Raw genomic sequence first — 15677 nt, 5'->3', positions numbered from 1 at the left:
ACTTTAAAAATAAAGGATATGTATACTGATCATACACTAATAATTAAAGAATTAGAAAGAAGTATAAAATTTCATAATTTGAATTCTATTTTAGGTTTTTTACCTAAAGGATCGTATTTGGTTGGTGGTTATATAAGGGATATTATTTTAGGAAGAGAAACTGAACAGGTAGATGTTGATATTGTGGTACCTTTCAATGCAATTGAAATTGGGAAAAAGATAGGAGCAAATGTTGGATCAAAATTTATAATTTTAGATAAAAAAAGGGAAGTAATTAGAATTATTTTTAATCATATTTACATTGATATTGCTAATCAGGTTTCAACTACGATTGAAGGAGATTTAAGTTCTAGGGACTTTTCGATTAATTCAATTGCTTTTTTATTTGATAAGAAGTGTTTGTTTGATCCATTAAATGGCCTTACAGACCTAAAGCTTTCTGTACTTAGAATGCATTCTGAAATGAATTTACTGAATGATCCTTTACGAATATTAAGATGTTTTCGATTTGTTTCAGAATTAGATTTTAAAATTGATCTTAATTTGATTACTTTTATTAAAAAAAACAAAGGGAAATTATTTCTTGTTGCCAAAGAGAGGATTAATTATGAAATAAAGAAAATAGTAAATGGAGTAAATGCTCTTAATGCGATTATGCTGATAAAAGAAATTAATATATTTTGTATTGATAATTTATATGATGAATCTTTTTTTTTGGATTTAGAGAAAATTAATTATGCAGAACTTAATCAGAAAGAAAAAAAGAAATTTTTACCATTATTTTTTATTTCTCAAATTTTAGATGAAGCAACTCTTGAAAAATTTAAATTTAGTAAAGTGGAAATTGCACAAACAAAGTTACTGCGAAAATGGCATTTTTTTTTGAAGAACAAAAATATCTCTCAGCTTAATGAATTAGATAGATTTAAATTACATAAAGAACTAGAAATGTTTCTTCCATCTTTTATTTTTTTCATACCTCAAAATTTGCACTTAGATTGGCTAAAAAGATGGCGTAACAAGGAAGACAAATTATTTCATCCTTCAAATTTACTAAATGGTGATGTAATTAAAAAAAATTTAAAAATTGACGATGGGCCTTTCCTAGGAGACCTTTTAGAGTATCTCTCAAAGGAGCTTGCATTTCAAAGATTGAATAATTTTGATGAAGCTATTTATAAAGCTAAGCAATGGATTGAACAAAATGCACCAAAATGTGATTAAATACACATAGCTTAGTTTTGTTTAGAAGTTCAGACTTCAAAATCATTTTTAAAAATTTATGAGTATTCGCATTTACATTGGCAACTTACCACAAGGATTTAATCCAAAAGAATTTGATACCATTTTAAAATCAGTTTCTGATTCGATTAGATTTAAAGCAGTATTAGATAAGGAAACTAAGGAATGTAGAGGATTTGGTTTCGCAACAACAAATAATGAAGAGAATGCTAATTTATTAATTCAAAAATTAAATGGTTTTGAATTTAATGGTTCTAAATTAAGAGTAGAGTTATCAGAAAAGAAAGACTCTTCTGCAAATAAACGAAATAGTGGAAACTTAAATAAGAATAAGAAGAGAAAAGACTTTAAGAAAATTGTACACAGCGATGCTCCTAATCTTGAGGCACCTGATCCAAGATGGGCTGGAGAACTATCAAAATTAAAAGATTTGTTGGCTAACCAAAAGGCGCCTGCATAATCATTTAATTCTTGAAATTAAAAAAGATATTGGTATCTCAAAAGCTTTTACGGAATTCTTTACGAAAGCTCTGTTATTAAAAACATCATAATCTAACCTTTCAATAGAATCTAATATGCCTCTATAGAGACGTAAGGACGTCCAAACTGGCCACCTTGCGTCAGAAGATAACCATTTAATTCCATCTTCAGACTTTTGGAACCAGTCGCGTGCTCTTGTTAATTGAAAGTTCATCAGAGCTTTCCACTGGACATTAATTTCGCCTTTCAAAAGTTCTTCTTCAGAATAATTAAATTTCTCAATGTCCTCTTGTGGGATATAAATTCTTCCCCTCTGTCTATCTTCTCCGACATCTCTAAGTATGTTTGTTAACTGATTTGCAATTCCAAGAGCTATAGCTGCTTCAGAGGGGTCAGGTTTAGAACTCCAAGGAGCTGATGTATAAGCGCTATCAATTCCCATGACATTCTGAGTCATTAAACCAACAGTTCCAGCGACTCTGTAACAATAAAGTTTTAGTTCATTAAAATCTTTGTATCTAAATTTATTAAGGTCCATCCTCTGTCCACTTATCATATCTAGGTAGGGTTGAATACTTTGTGGATATTTTTCGATGGTATCCAATAAAACTGCATCTAATTCAGATTTAACATTACCTTTAAAGACACTCTTTGTATTTTCTTCCCATTCATCTAAATTGTCTGAGAGCTCATCTGGTGATTTAGTTGAAGCTTCTTGGCTATCCATTATTTCATCTGTTCTTCTACACCATACATAAATAGCCCAAATAGCTTTTCTCTTTTCTAGTGGTAAAAGCAAAGTTCCCAAATAAAAGGTTTTAGCCCATTTTTGAGTTTCCTTACGGCATATTTCATATGCTTGATCAAGTTGAGCGATTGAATTTTTCAAAAAGTTTTAGCTGAATTTAGGAATGTTTATAAATGTTATTAAGAAACATTTTGAGAGGTTTTGGAATACTCTTTATTAATTGATTCCGCGCATAATTTACCACTTAAAACAGCCCCTTCCATAGATGCTAAATATTTTTGCATTGTATAATCACCGGCTAGGAAGAAGTTTTTTATTGGAGATTTTTGGCTAGGTCTGAATTCTTGGCATCCAGGAATTGCTTTGTATACAGATCTTGGAGTTTTAACTACTTTGTATTTTCTTAATTTTGTCTTGTCATCACCCATGAAATGTGACGGGAATAATTTTTTCAGTTCTTCCATAGTTGCATCAACGATGTCTTGATCACTCCTATTTATCCAATCTTTTGCTGGTGCGAAAACTAATTCCAGCATTGATCTATTTGGATCTTCATATTCTTTACATGTGATACTCATATCTGCATAAACACTTAAAAGTGGTGATCTGCTAAATAGTAGGTGGTCAATATCTGTTAATTTTTTGTCAAACCATAAGTGAATATTAATAACTGGGACTCCATTCAAACCATCTAATTTAGAAAAGGCATCTAGACCTTTCCATTGCTTTGGGATCATTAATTTAAAAAGATCCACAGGCATTGCGCTTACATAAGCATCGGCTACTATCTCTTTCTTTTCGTTTTCATTTAAAGAAGCAATAGTAAAACTTTTAACAGTACTGTCTTCGTTAAGATTGATTTTTCTTAATGGGCTATTCATATGAACTTCTCCACCGCGAGCAGTAATGTAATCAACCATTGGTTGGCAAAGTCTTTCTGGCGGAGCGCCGTCGAGAAATGCCATTTTTGAACCGTTTTTTTCTTGTAAGAATCTATTAAGTGCTGTTAACAAAACTGTAGATGATATTTCATCTGGACCAATGAAATTTAAAGCTTTACTCATTGCTATAAAAACTTCATCGTTCACTCTTTCTGGAATATTGTGTTCTTTGAGCCAATCTGTCCATGATTTGGTATCGCATTTATCTAAGTACTTTTGGCCTCGCAACATCGCAGGTACCAAACCTAATCCAAAAAGGATTTTTTCATTCCAAGAAAGCATATCATTATTACTAAGTATGGCTGAAACTCCATTTACGGGTGCTGGTATATCGGGAAAGTCAAATCTACTATAAGTACCAGGCTCTGATGGCTGATTAAAGATCATGGAATGGCTTTTCCATTGGAGTCTGTCTTCAATATCTAATTCTTTGAAAAGTTGCAACATATTGGGGTAGGCTCCAAAGAATATATGTAAACCAGTTTCGTACCAATCTCCATCTTCATCCTTCCAAGCTGCAACCTTCCCGCCTAAAACATCTCTAGCTTCTAGTAAGATAGGAATGTGACCATTATCAACTAAATATTTAGCGCAAGATAAACCTGCTAAACCTGCACCTGCAATTACAACACGCATTATTAAATCAAGAAATAAATTAACACTTATTATTAAGCTACATTAAAGTTAGAACATATTAGTTTTTTTCGTTGATTATTTTGCAAAATTATGGAAAAAATGCTTTTAAAATCAACCACTCGACATGTAAGAATTTTTACAGCTGAAGTAGTTGATCAAGAATTACAATTCCACCCCAACAAACTGACTCTTGATTTAGATCCTGATAACGAATTTATTTGGAGCGAAGATTCTTTGGCCAAAATAAATGTTAAATTTAAAGAACTAGTCAATGAGAGAGCAGGAAAGGATTTAGATGATTATGAACTTCGGAAGATAGGATCGGAATTAGAAGGTTTAATTAAATTTTTGCTTCAAAAAGGACAATTGAGTTATAACCCTAATAGTAGAGTAATGAATTATTCAATGGGTTTGCCAAAAACTAATGAAGTGCTGTGAATAGAACACCCTCAAATAGAAGGCCTAGAAGAGGCTCAGATAGAAATTATTACTCTTCAAACCCTAGAGATGTGGATTCCTACGGTAAAAGAAATAGCAGATTACCTGCTGCTTCTTCTGAGCCAAAGATCAACTTCAGTACAGGAACTATTGCTGTCCTGGCGGGGGTTTTAATTTTAGGCGTTGGTATTGGGAGTGCTATTACCAGTACAACTGATGGAGGACAGGGAAATATTGCTAGTCAACAACAATTAGATATGGCTGTTCCAGATCCTGAATTTTGCAGACAATGGGGTGCCAGTGCTTTTGTAATTGACGTTGAAATGTATACAACTCTGAATCCATCTACGAGTTTTGTAACGCAACCAGCTCTTCAGCCAGGTTGTGTGATTAGGAGAGAGAATTGGACGGTTTTGCAAAAACAGGGAGCTATTAGCAATGAAGACGTAAGAGAATGCAAGCAAAGAATGAATACTTTTGCTTATATTGGTTCTATAAGAGATAAGCCAATAGTTAAATGCGTTTATCAGACTGATGTAAATGAAAATAAATTCATAATAAAAGGAGATGGACAAGCTGAAGATGGGGGAGTAGGTATTAACAAAGAAGCAATTCAGTTTTAATTTAATTTATATCTCCCTTAATGGGCTTATTAAACTTGCGAATTGAGGCAGGATATTTTTTTTAAATACTTCTGAAGCTCTTGAAGTGTATCGTGATGGATTAGTTATTAATTTAAGTTCTCTTTTAACCTCTAAGTCAGCGACGAATGCTTTATGAATTGTTCCAGCCGCTAATTCTCTTTCAATTGAAACAACAGGTAAAAACGAGGCTCCTAAACCAGATTGAACTGCATTCTTGATTGCTTCAAGAGAGTTAAGTTCCATCTCAATTTTTAATCTTTGAATTTCAAGTCCAGAATCTTTGAGAAGTTTGTCAACAACTTTTCTTGTAGTAGATTGAGAATCTAATGTTACGAAATTTAGTTTGTATAAGTCTTCTTTTAAAAGCTCTTTTTTGTTTGAGAGTTGATGTTTAGCTGGTAAAACAAGTGCTAATTCATCTGTAGCGTATGGAATTACCTGTAGCAAATTTTCTAAATCACTAGGTAATTGTCCTCCAATAATTGCTAGGTCAATTTGTCCGTTCGCAACACTCCATCCAGTTCTTCTTGTGCTATGAACTTGAAGTTGTACAGATACATCAGGATATTTTTGTCTGAATAGTCCTATCATCCTTGGCATTAAATAAGTTCCTGTTGTTTGACTCGCTCCAATTACAAGAGTTCCACCTTTTAAACTATTTAAGTCTTCGATAGCCTTACAAGCTTCGTCACATTGATTTAAGATTCTTTCACAATATTCAAGAAGTAGTCTTCCTGCTTCAGTTAAAAGAGCCTTTCTACCACCTCTATCAAAAATTGTAATTTCAAGTTGTTTTTCAAGGTTTTGTATTTGTAAACTCACGGCAGGTTGAGTTACATACAAAAGATCTGCAGCTTTTTTAAAACTTCCTTGAGCTGCTATAGCTTTTAATATTCTTAATTGGTCGAGAGTAAATGGTAATTCGGGCATCTATTGTGCCAACTATTATTTATAATTCTAATACTTATAAGTATTCTTGTTAAGAACTCAATTTTTTTAATAATCTATATTCATGGAGACTCATAAAACTTCCTTAATAATCTTATTGTTAATTTTTATTTTTGCAGTAATCCATAGTGGTGGAGCTGCTTTAAGAATGAAAGCAGAATCAATTATGGGGCCAAGATTATGGCGGTTATGTTTTGTCTTTTTAAGTCTGCCATCTGCAATTATTTTGATTAGTTATTTTTTGGCACATAGATATGACGGAATAAGATTATGGAATTTACAGGGGAATAGTTTCGTTTTTGTAATAGTTTGGTCTTTGACTGCAATAAGTTTTTTATTTTTATATCCAGCCACTTACAATCTGCTTGAGATTCCCTCGGTTTTAAAACCTAAAGTGCGAATTTATGGAACTGGGATAATGAGAATCACAAGACATCCACAAGCATTTGGCCAGATAATTTGGTGTTTTGCCCATACTTTATGGATTGGTACCTCATTCACATTAATTACTTCTATTGGCTTAATTTTGCATCACATTTTTGCAATTTGGCATGGGGATAAGAGATTATCAAATAGATTTGGAGATGAATTTGAAAAGTTTAAAAAAATTACTTCCATAACGCCCTTTATGGCAATAATTGAAGGAAGGCAAGAATTTAAAATTTCAGAATTTTTTAGGTTATCTCAACTTGGTATTTTGATTGCAATAGGTGTGCTTTGGTGGTCACATCAATATATAAATATTGCTGTTAAAACATTTAATTCATCATTTTTGTCGGAATTTTTCAATTGACAGTTTAAAATCAAAATATAAATTCTTCAAAACATGCCTCAAGCCTCAGAAATTGCCTGGTTAATTCCTGTTTTCCCTCTTATTGGAGCAGTGCTTTCTGGTTTAGGATTAATAAGTATTAATAAGAAAATTAATAACTCAAGAGAAATTGTTTCTGTAGGTTTGATTTCTTTCGTTGGCGTATCTGCGGTAATTAGTTACAAAGCTCTGTTTGAACAAGTTAATGGTTATCAATCAGTAGAAAAATTGTTTGTGTGGGCTAATGCTGGTGATTTTACCATTCCAATGGGCTTTGTCCTTGATCCTTTGGGCAGCGTAATGCTTGCTTTAGTAACTACAATAACCCTGCTTGTAATGATTTACTCTCATGGTTATATGGCACATGATAAGGGTTATGTCAGATTTTTTACATATTTAGCTTTATTCAGCAGTTCAATGATGGGATTAATAGTTAGCCCAAATCTATTAGAAATTTATGTATTTTGGGAATTAGTTGGAATGTGTTCTTACTTATTGGTTGGTTTTTGGTATGACAGAGATGGTGCTGCCCACGCTGCACAAAAAGCATTTGTTGTTAATAGAGTAGGAGACTTTGGACTATTATTAGGCATTCTTGGACTATTTTGGGCAACGAATAGTTTTGATTTTAATGAAATAGCTAAAGGAATTTCGCAATCAGTATCTGATAATACAATACCTATCTGGGCTGCCTTACTCCTCTGTTTTTTAGTTTTTTTAGGACCAATGGCAAAATCTGCGCAGTTCCCTCTTCACGTGTGGTTACCTGATGCGATGGAGGGCCCGACGCCGATTTCTGCACTTATACATGCAGCTACTATGGTTGCAGCAGGAATATTTCTAGTTGCTAGGTTACAACCTTTGTATTCAATATTCCCCTCCATTCAGTTCATTATTGCTTTAGTTGGAACCATTACTTGTTTTTTAGGTGCCTCTATAGCCTTGACCCAAATGGATTTAAAAAAGGGTCTAGCATACAGTACTGTTTCTCAGCTCGGTTATATGATGCTTGCTATGGGATGTGGAGCTCCAGTAGCAGGAATTTTTCATTTGGTTACTCATGCTTGCTTTAAAGCAATGCTATTTTTGGGATCTGGTTCTGTAATACATGCGATGGAGGAAGTAGTAGGGCATCAACCTGTACTGGCTCAAGATATGAGATTAATGGGTGGTTTAAGAAAAAAAATGCCATATACATCTGCTACTTTCTTAATAGGTTGTATAGCAATAAGTGGTATTCCCCCATTAGCAGGTTTTTGGAGTAAAGACGAGATACTCGGCAACGCATTTATCTCTTTTCCGGCTTTTTGGTTTGTAGGACTTTTAACTGCTGGTATGACTGCTTTTTATATGTTTAGGCTTTACTTTTTAACATTTGAAGGAGATTTTAGAGGGGAGAATAAAGAATTGCAAAAAGAGCTTTTAATTGCTTCTAAATTAAATCTAGATGAAGAAAATGAAGAAGAGCATGAAGAACATGGCTCTATTCACGAGTCCCCCTGGTCAATGACATTTCCTTTGGTATTTCTAGCGGTTCCCTCTATCATCATTGGTTTTATGGGACTCCCATGGGATAGTAAAATTGCGAATTTACTTGATCCTGAAGAGGCAGATATTGCTGCAAAAGCTTTTGAATTAAAAGAATTTTTACCTTTAGCGATAGCGTCAGTTGTTATTGCATCAGCTGGAATCATTATTGCTTATCAGGCATATTTTGTGAAAAAAATTAATTTGTCTGTTTTATTTGCCGAAAAGTTTCCTAGCATTAATCGATTTTTATCCAATAAATGGTATCTAGATGATATTAATGAAAAACTTTTTGTTAAGGGTAGTAGAAAACTTGCTAAAGAAGTATTAGAGGTTGATTCTAAGGTTGTTGATGGCGTAGTAAATCTTACTGGACTTGTAACCTTAGGTAGTGGAGAAGGCCTAAAATATTTTGAGACTGGAAGGGCTCAATTTTATGCACTTATTGTTTTTGGAGGTGTAATTCTACTAGTTGCTATATTTGGTTTTCAATCTCCTCAAGTATCTTAATTACAATTGTGTGTCTTCACTGTCCATTGGGGTGAAAAAATGCAGAAAATTTCTAGACTTTATTTAAGATAAATTTCTTACTTAAATTGAGTACTTATTTTTATACACATTTTGCGACACAAATGTTGGGAACTTTGGGAGCTGGATTGTCTAATTTCCCTTGGCTATCTGCTTCAATTTTATTCCCAATTGGTAGTGCATTTGTGATACCTTTTTTCCCAGATAAAGGAGATGGAAAGGAGGTTAGATGGTTTGCATTATCAATTGCATTAATAACTTTTTTAATAACTGTAGGTTCATATATTAATGGCTTTGATATTAATAATGAAAATGTTCAACTTAAAGAAAATATTAGTTGGCTTCCTGATTTAGGACTGACCTGGTCTGTTGGTGCTGATGGCATGTCAATGCCTTTAATATTATTAACTAGTTTTATAACTGCTTTAGCAGTTCTAGCTGCATGGCCTGTAAAGTTCAAATCAAAGTTATTTTTCTTTTTGATATTGGTGATGGATGGCGGTCAAATAGCTGTATTTGCAGTTCAAGATATGCTTTTATTCTTTCTCACTTGGGAACTTGAGTTAATTCCCGTTTATTTATTACTGGCTATATGGGGTGGCAAAAATCGACAATATGCAGCAACAAAATTCATTATTTATACAGCTGGCAGTTCTATCTTCATACTTCTAGCAGCCTTAGCAATGGGTTTCTACGGTACAGAAATTCCTAACTTTGAGTTTTCTCACTTGGCAGCTCAAGATTTTAGTCAAAAATTCCAAATATTATGTTACGTAGGGCTTTTAATTGCATTTGGAGTGAAACTACCAATAGTACCTCTTCATACTTGGCTTCCAGATGCTCATGGAGAGGCTACGGCTCCTGTTCATATGCTTCTGGCAGGAATTTTATTAAAGATGGGAGGATATGCTCTTTTAAGATTTAATGCACAATTATTACCAATAGCTCATGCTCAATTTGCCCCATTATTGATAGTTCTAGGGGTAGTCAATATAATTTATGCTGCATTAACTTCTTTTGCTCAAAGAAATCTTAAAAGAAAAATTGCATATAGTTCTATAAGCCATATGGGTTTTGTTCTTATTGGAATAGGAAGTTTTAGTAGCCTTGGAACAAGCGGAGCTATGCTTCAAATGGTTAGTCATGGATTAATCGGAGCAAGTTTATTTTTTCTTGTTGGTGCTACCTATGACAGAACAAAGACTCTTAAGCTTGATGAAATGAGTGGTGTAGGACAAAAAATGAGAATCATGTTTGCCCTATGGACTGCTTGCTCCCTGGCATCCTTGGCTTTGCCTGGTATGAGTGGATTTGTTTCCGAATTGATGGTATTTACAGGATTTGTTACTGATGAAGTGTATACACTTCCGTTTAGGGTGGTCATGGCTTCTTTAGCTGCTATCGGTGTAATACTTACTCCTATTTATCTTCTGTCAATGTTACGAGAAATTTTCTTTGGTAAAGAAAATCCTAAATTAATCGAAGAACGAAAACTTATAGATGCAGAGCCAAGGGAAGTTTATATTATTGCGTGTTTACTTTTACCGATTATTGGAATAGGTTTGTACCCAAGACTAGTAACTGAAAGTTACATTGCATCTATTAATAATTTGGTTGATCGAGATTTAACTGCAGTTAAAAATGCTGTGAAAACAAATATTTTCTCAGGAGCTAAAACTAATGAGATCCTAAAAGCCCCAACTATATAATTTTAAAAATTAATGCAATATTGTTTGGCATTAAATAATTAAGGGTATATCTTATGAATAGTTATTACCAATTTTAAAAATATATAACTACAACCCTATTCATGGACAACAATTAGGGCCTAGATTGTTGATTAAGTTTCTTCAAGACGCCGCGGGTAAAGGTGATCTTGATCCATGGGATATTGATGTAATAAGTGTAATTGATAGTTTTTTAGAGCAATATTCACAATCTTTCGGAAGCAAATCAAATCTTAAAAGTTCTTATCATAAGGATTTATCTGAGACAAGCGAAGCATTTTTTGCCGCTTCCGTATTAGTTAATTTAAAGGCTCAAGTTTTAGAATCTGACATTTTTAAAGAAAACTCTTCAGACTTTGAAGATAATTTCGATTTGGATGATCAAGATTGGATTGATCAAGAATTTGATATTCCAAAATATCCTGAAAAATATCTACGGAGAAGATCGATAGCACAACCTATTCTTCAGCGTACAACAACCTTAGGAGAATTGGTGAGTCAATTAGAATCTATCGCTGAAATTATTGAAACTCAAGATCTTTTGCTCATGAAGAGAAAAAGAAATAAAAAATATTCTGATAAGGCTTTGATTTCTCAAGTTAAATCTCTAGCACATCGTGAGAAACTTCCGGAAACGACTCAAGCCTTAGGTAAATTTATTGATGGGTGGGAAAAAGCATTACAGTGGACAGATTTTGAATATCTAGTTAAGCAATGGCAAACAGTCGTAAAAAATGATTTAGATAAAGATCGTCTGGGAGTTTTTTGGGCATTGTTATTTTTATCATCTGAAAACAAAATTGAAATCAAACAAATTCATTCTTTATACGGCCCAATTCAAATTAAAAGAATAATTCCTGATGGAGGTTTAGCTCAATTGCCTATAGAAAATCTTGAGGTAAGTAATACCTCTTCATCTGCTGCATAGGAGCTTATTAGTAGTAACGTATAATTTTAAAAAATGGTTTTGAATTTATGAAGGCAATGATACTTGCGGCAGGTAAAGGCACACGTGTGCAGCCTATTACTCATGTTATTCCGAAACCGATGATCCCGATTTTGCAAAAACCTGTTATGGAGTTTCTCTTGGAACTTTTAAGAGAACATAACTTTAAGGAAATAATGGTAAATGTTTCTCATCTGGCTGAAGAAATTGAAAATTATTTTAGGGATGGGCAAAGATTTGGCGTGGAAATAGCATATAGTTTTGAAGGAAGAATTGAAGATGGGGAATTAATAGGGGACGCTTTAGGTTCAGCAGGAGGATTAAAAAAAATTCAAGATTTTCAAAATTTCTTTGATGAAACTTTTGTTGTTTTATGTGGTGATGCTTTAGTTGATTTAGATTTAACTCAAGCTGTTAAGAAACATAAGCAGAAAGGGGCTATAGCGAGCTTAATAACAAAGAAGGTAACTAGAGATCAAGTATCAAGTTACGGTGTCGTTGTTTCTGATGAGAATGGTCGAATAAAGGCTTTTCAGGAAAAGCCAACAGTTGATCAAGCTTTAAGTGACTCTATAAATACAGGAATTTATCTTTTCGAGCCCGAAATTTTTAATTACATACCTTCAGCAGAGAAATTTGATATTGGAGCTGATCTTTTCCCGAAACTTGTTGAAATGGAGTTACCATTTTTTGCATTACCAATGGATTTTGAATGGGTAGATATTGGAAAAGTTCCTGATTATTGGAGTGCTATTAGAAATGTATTGCAAGGTAAGGTAAGACAAGTGCAAATACCAGGTAAAGAAATAAAACCAGGAGTATATACCGGTTTGAATGTAGCGGCTAACTGGGAAAAGGTTAATATTACCGGGCCGGTTTACATAGGAGGCATGACTAGGATAGAGGATGGAGCAACTATTATTGGACCTTCCATGATTGGACCAAGTTGTTGCATTTGCGAGGGAGCAACTATAGATAACTCAATTATTTTTGATTATTCAAAAATCGGTAAAGGTGTAAGACTTATGGATAAGTTAGTTTTTGGTAAATATTGTGTTGGCAAAAATGGAGATCATTTTGATTTGCAAGATGCATCTCTAGATTGGTTAATAGCAGATTCAAGAAGATCTGATTTGACTGAGCCATCGCCTCAGCAAAAAGCTATGGCAGAATTATTAGGTACTGATTTGATTAATATTCCAGACTAAGACCAGCTTTTTCAATAATTTCAGGAATCAAATGCTCTGCTTTTACGGCCATTAGATGAACACCATTTGCGATATTAATAAAATCATGAGCTTGTTCAGCTGCAATTTTTATACCTTCTTGTAATGGGTCTTTAGCATCTTTAAGACGATTTAAGATTTTTTCAGGGATGTTTGCTCCTGGAACGTATTTGTTTATAAAGAGAGCGTTTTTGTAAGACTTTAATAGGAATACGCCTGCTATAACAGGAATTTCAAGAGGATTGCTAATTTTTTCACAAAACTCTATCAAATTTTCTTTTTCCATAACCATTTGAGTTTGTATAAATCCAGCTCCAGCTTCTTTTTTCTTTCTAATTCTATTCTCTAAACTTCTTTTATTTCTGCAATTTGGATCAGCTGCAGCTCCTGAAAATATATATGTTTTTTCATCAGAAAGTTCTCCAAAAGTAGGATCAATACCATTATTGAAGGCTTGAATTTGTTGAAGTAATTTAACTGACTCAAACTCGTGAACTGCCTTAGCGTTTTGTTGATCCCCTGCTTTTACAGAATCACCGGTTATGCATAAAATGTTTCTTATTCCTAAAGCATTTGCCCCGAGAATGTCTGATTGTAAAGCAATTTTATTACGATCTCTGCAAGATATTTGCATCACTGGTTCTAATCCATTTTCCAGTAGTAGTTTGGACATTGCCAAGCTGCACATTCTCATTACAGCCCTACTTCCGTCGGTTATGTTAACAGCATGTACCTTCTCTTTCAAAAGTTGTGCTATCTTAAGAGATCTTAAGGGGTCTCCACCTCTTGGCGGCATTAACTCTGCTGTTATTACTTTGGACTTCTTTTCTAAAGTCTGCTGAAGTTTTGATTTCAATTGCGTTTGTTTCCTACTTGGTTAACAAGTGTATTGGGACTGCTAAACTTAATTAATATAAAAAAGGAACTGTTTAAATGCAAATGGTTGATGAAGAAGTAAACAACATTGATATGATGGGTCTCTCAGCAAGAGAGATGGAAATCATTGATCTAGTAGCTGATGGGCTCACAAATCAAGAAATTGCAGTAAAACTTACTATCAGTAAAAGAACTGTCGATAATCATGTAAGTAATATGTTTACAAAAACAGGTTCAAAAAATAGAGTAGCACTATTAAATTGGGCAATGGATAATGGAAAAATTTGTAGAGATGGATTTAATTGTTGCTCCCTTCCAGAGTCTGATCAAGATTAGAAACTGTTACTTTTTTTGTATCGTTAGCTAAATCCATTAAACAATAATTAGTTGCATTTAATTCGAAGAGTTCAGCATATGCTATGCAAGCATCTTTGTCTGAATCAACGAATCTCAATATTCCTTCCTTGTCGTAAAGACCATACATTTGAAGAAAAAAATCTATTACCAAAATATAAAGAAAATATAAAGGATTAGTGGTTCTTTTGACTAGTTATTTTTGAGATATGTCTAATACTTTTACTTCCACTCTGAAAAAGGTTTGTTAGCAAGGCTGAAATTAGAATAATGTTTCATTCCAGTTATTTCTTTTGATATGAATGATGGGAGACTTAAATCTTCATCTTCACTGGATAATTCAATTTCGGCAATTTCAAGTGGATAATTATTTTCTTTAAAGCAATCTATAATCCAAGACTTTTTTTCAATTTCTAAAAAAAATCTTTCTTTTTTAATTGTATTTGAAAGATTTGACATTATTATTTTTCCATCTTTTTGTGGGATGGAGTATTCAAATTCAAAGTTTGTAAAGCTTTCGATATGTTTTTTTAATGTAATTTTAAAATCTTTGCCGGTAAACCTTATCCTAATAATCCAATCATCTATAGTTTTTGATAAGTATCCTTGTTCAATAAAAATTTTGTTAGTAATGAATTTTTTCCAATTATCATTTTTTATAAGAAAACGTCTTTCTATTTCAAGGGCCATTTAATTTTTTGGATTTTTAAGTGATAAATCTCCTTTCCAATCTAGTTTCTTTATTAAAGTATTGTAATAGCTAGTACTCTTTTTAAACCTTATTATTTTGCAGGGTGATTGCGCTTTTTTGATCTCACAATAATAGTTTTCCTTAATGGTCATACATTTTGCACCGTCTTTCCATAATTTAATTTCGCCTTTACTTTTTTTGACTGGTTTAATGATTACCTTACTTGTATTAGGAATAACGATCGGTCTACTTGCTAAACTCATTGGGCATATAGGGTTAATTATCATTGCATCTACACTAGGGTGAACTATTGGACCACCTGCAGCCATTGAGTATGCAGTTGAGCCAGTAGATGTAGATATAATTAGTCCATCCCCTTTATATTCATTCACCTTCTCATAATCTATTTTAATTTGTATTTGGTTGGTGGGAGAAATATCTTCTTCAACAGATTTAAAATAAAAATCATTTAAAGCGTCATAGCTTTTTATAATTTTTTTCTCTGGACTTGTTCCACTAGTACAAACAGTACAATTTAATCTATTACGAAAATCAATTATATATTCTTCGTTTACAAGGATTTCAATAAAAGATTTGTCAAATAAAAAATCTTTCTCTTGAGTCAAAAACCCTAAATTGCCACCAATATTTATGCTTAATAAAGGAATATCATAATCAGCTAATGCATTTGCACATTTCAGGAAGGTTCCATCCCCACCAAGTACTATTCCAATGTCTGGTTGTGATTCTGAACTACAAAGATATTTTTCAATTTCATCTTCATGAAAATCACTTTCAATCCTGTTTGATTTAATGTTTTTAGCTTTAAGAACTTCTTCACAGAATTTTGAAGCCTCTAGAGCTAAAGAACTATCTGAACGATATACAATTAGCACTAATGAAAGTTTCATTTA

General features: G+C 33.1%; 17 protein-coding genes. 10 read left to right on the top strand and 7 right to left on the bottom strand.

Annotation, left to right across the window (positions count from 1 at the left end):
- The first annotated feature begins 18 nt into the window (after positions 1-18).
- Complete coding sequence (locus EU95_RS00685) at positions 19-1224, top strand: CCA tRNA nucleotidyltransferase (RefSeq protein WP_032522937.1); 1206 nt, start codon at positions 19-21, stop codon at positions 1222-1224.
- 58 nt (positions 1225-1282) lie between these two features.
- Positions 1283-1702: an RNA recognition motif domain-containing protein gene (locus tag EU95_RS00690; RefSeq protein WP_032522936.1), complete on the top strand. Its 420-nt coding sequence runs from the start codon at positions 1283-1285 to the stop codon at positions 1700-1702.
- Here EU95_RS00690 and EU95_RS00695 read toward each other — a convergent pair whose 3' ends face one another.
- Positions 1703-2611 (bottom strand): phytoene synthase, encoded by a 909-nt coding sequence (locus EU95_RS00695; protein ID WP_032522935.1) that lies wholly within the window; start codon positions 2609-2611, stop codon positions 1703-1705.
- Positions 2612-2649: 38 nt separating this feature from the next.
- Complete coding sequence (pds, locus tag EU95_RS00700) at positions 2650-4047, bottom strand: 15-cis-phytoene desaturase (protein ID WP_032522934.1); 1398 nt, start codon at positions 4045-4047, stop codon at positions 2650-2652.
- Between the two features lie 90 nt (positions 4048-4137).
- On the opposite strand from pds, the gene ndhM reads away from it, so the two are divergent.
- Both ndhM and EU95_RS00710 read left to right on the top strand, forming a co-directional pair.
- Positions 4138-4485 carry an NAD(P)H-quinone oxidoreductase subunit M gene (gene ndhM / locus EU95_RS00705; protein WP_032522932.1) on the top strand — a complete coding sequence of 116 codons (348 nt, stop codon included), beginning with the start codon at positions 4138-4140 and terminating at the stop codon, positions 4483-4485.
- Entirely contained in the window at positions 4482-5108 is a 627-nt protein-coding gene (locus EU95_RS00710; protein ID WP_032522931.1) for a DUF3172 domain-containing protein, read from the top strand. The genes ndhM and EU95_RS00710 overlap by 4 nt, the downstream gene beginning before the upstream one ends.
- Positions 5109-5114: 6 nt before the next feature.
- Here EU95_RS00710 and EU95_RS00715 read toward each other — a convergent pair whose 3' ends face one another.
- Positions 5115-6059, bottom strand: coding sequence for a LysR family transcriptional regulator (locus EU95_RS00715; RefSeq protein WP_032522930.1), 945 nt, complete (start codon positions 6057-6059; stop codon positions 5115-5117).
- 82 nt (positions 6060-6141) lie between these two features.
- On the opposite strand from EU95_RS00715, the gene EU95_RS00720 reads away from it, so the two are divergent.
- The 5 genes from EU95_RS00720 to EU95_RS00740 all read left to right on the top strand — a co-directional run bounded on the left by EU95_RS00720 (position 6142) and on the right by EU95_RS00740 (position 12824).
- Positions 6142-6870, top strand: coding sequence for an NnrU family protein (locus EU95_RS00720; RefSeq protein WP_032522929.1), 729 nt, complete (start codon positions 6142-6144; stop codon positions 6868-6870).
- 33 nt (positions 6871-6903) lie between these two features.
- A complete protein-coding gene (locus tag EU95_RS00725; protein ID WP_032522928.1) occupies positions 6904-8925 on the top strand; it encodes an NAD(P)H-quinone oxidoreductase subunit 5 in 2022 nt (673 codons plus the stop codon).
- Positions 8926-9047: 122 nt separating this feature from the next.
- Positions 9048-10652, top strand: coding sequence for an NAD(P)H-quinone oxidoreductase subunit 4 (locus EU95_RS00730; RefSeq protein WP_032522927.1), 1605 nt, complete (start codon positions 9048-9050; stop codon positions 10650-10652).
- Between the two features lie 124 nt (positions 10653-10776).
- Entirely contained in the window at positions 10777-11598 is an 822-nt protein-coding gene (locus EU95_RS00735; protein WP_032522926.1) for a segregation/condensation protein A, read from the top strand.
- A 47-nt stretch (positions 11599-11645) separates the two neighbouring features.
- On the top strand, positions 11646-12824 hold the full coding sequence (locus EU95_RS00740; protein WP_032522925.1) for a nucleotidyltransferase family protein: 1179 nt from the start codon (positions 11646-11648) through the stop codon (positions 12822-12824).
- On the opposite strand, the gene EU95_RS00745 is transcribed toward EU95_RS00740, so the two are convergent.
- Entirely contained in the window at positions 12808-13698 is an 891-nt protein-coding gene (locus EU95_RS00745; RefSeq protein WP_032522923.1) for a methylenetetrahydrofolate reductase, read from the bottom strand. The genes EU95_RS00740 and EU95_RS00745 overlap by 17 nt on opposite strands.
- A gap of 77 nt (positions 13699-13775) precedes the next feature.
- Between EU95_RS00745 and EU95_RS00750 the strand changes: the two genes are divergently transcribed.
- The gene (locus tag EU95_RS00750) at positions 13776-14054 is read left to right on the top strand and encodes a helix-turn-helix domain-containing protein (protein ID WP_032522922.1); all 279 of its coding nucleotides are present in this window, start codon (positions 13776-13778) and stop codon (positions 14052-14054) included.
- On the opposite strand, the gene EU95_RS09495 is transcribed toward EU95_RS00750, so the two are convergent.
- The 3 genes from EU95_RS09495 to EU95_RS00760 all read right to left on the bottom strand — a co-directional run bounded on the left by EU95_RS09495 (position 14017) and on the right by EU95_RS00760 (position 15674).
- On the bottom strand, positions 14017-14226 hold the full coding sequence (locus tag EU95_RS09495) for a hypothetical protein (protein ID WP_241466745.1): 210 nt from the start codon (positions 14224-14226) through the stop codon (positions 14017-14019). The genes EU95_RS00750 and EU95_RS09495 overlap by 38 nt on opposite strands.
- Before the next feature lie 68 nt (positions 14227-14294).
- Positions 14295-14762, bottom strand: a complete 468-nt coding sequence (locus EU95_RS00755) for a CYTH domain-containing protein (RefSeq protein ID WP_032522921.1) — start codon at positions 14760-14762, stop codon at positions 14295-14297.
- On the bottom strand, positions 14763-15674 hold the full coding sequence (locus tag EU95_RS00760) for an NAD(+) kinase (RefSeq protein ID WP_032522920.1): 912 nt from the start codon (positions 15672-15674) through the stop codon (positions 14763-14765).
- Between the last annotated feature and the right edge of the window lie 3 nt (positions 15675-15677).

This window comes from Prochlorococcus marinus str. MIT 9201 (assembly GCF_000759955.1).
Lineage (GTDB): Bacteria > Cyanobacteriota > Cyanobacteriia > PCC-6307 > Cyanobiaceae > Prochlorococcus_A > Prochlorococcus_A marinus_G.
This window is presented reverse-complemented; position numbering and strand designations above follow the sequence as displayed.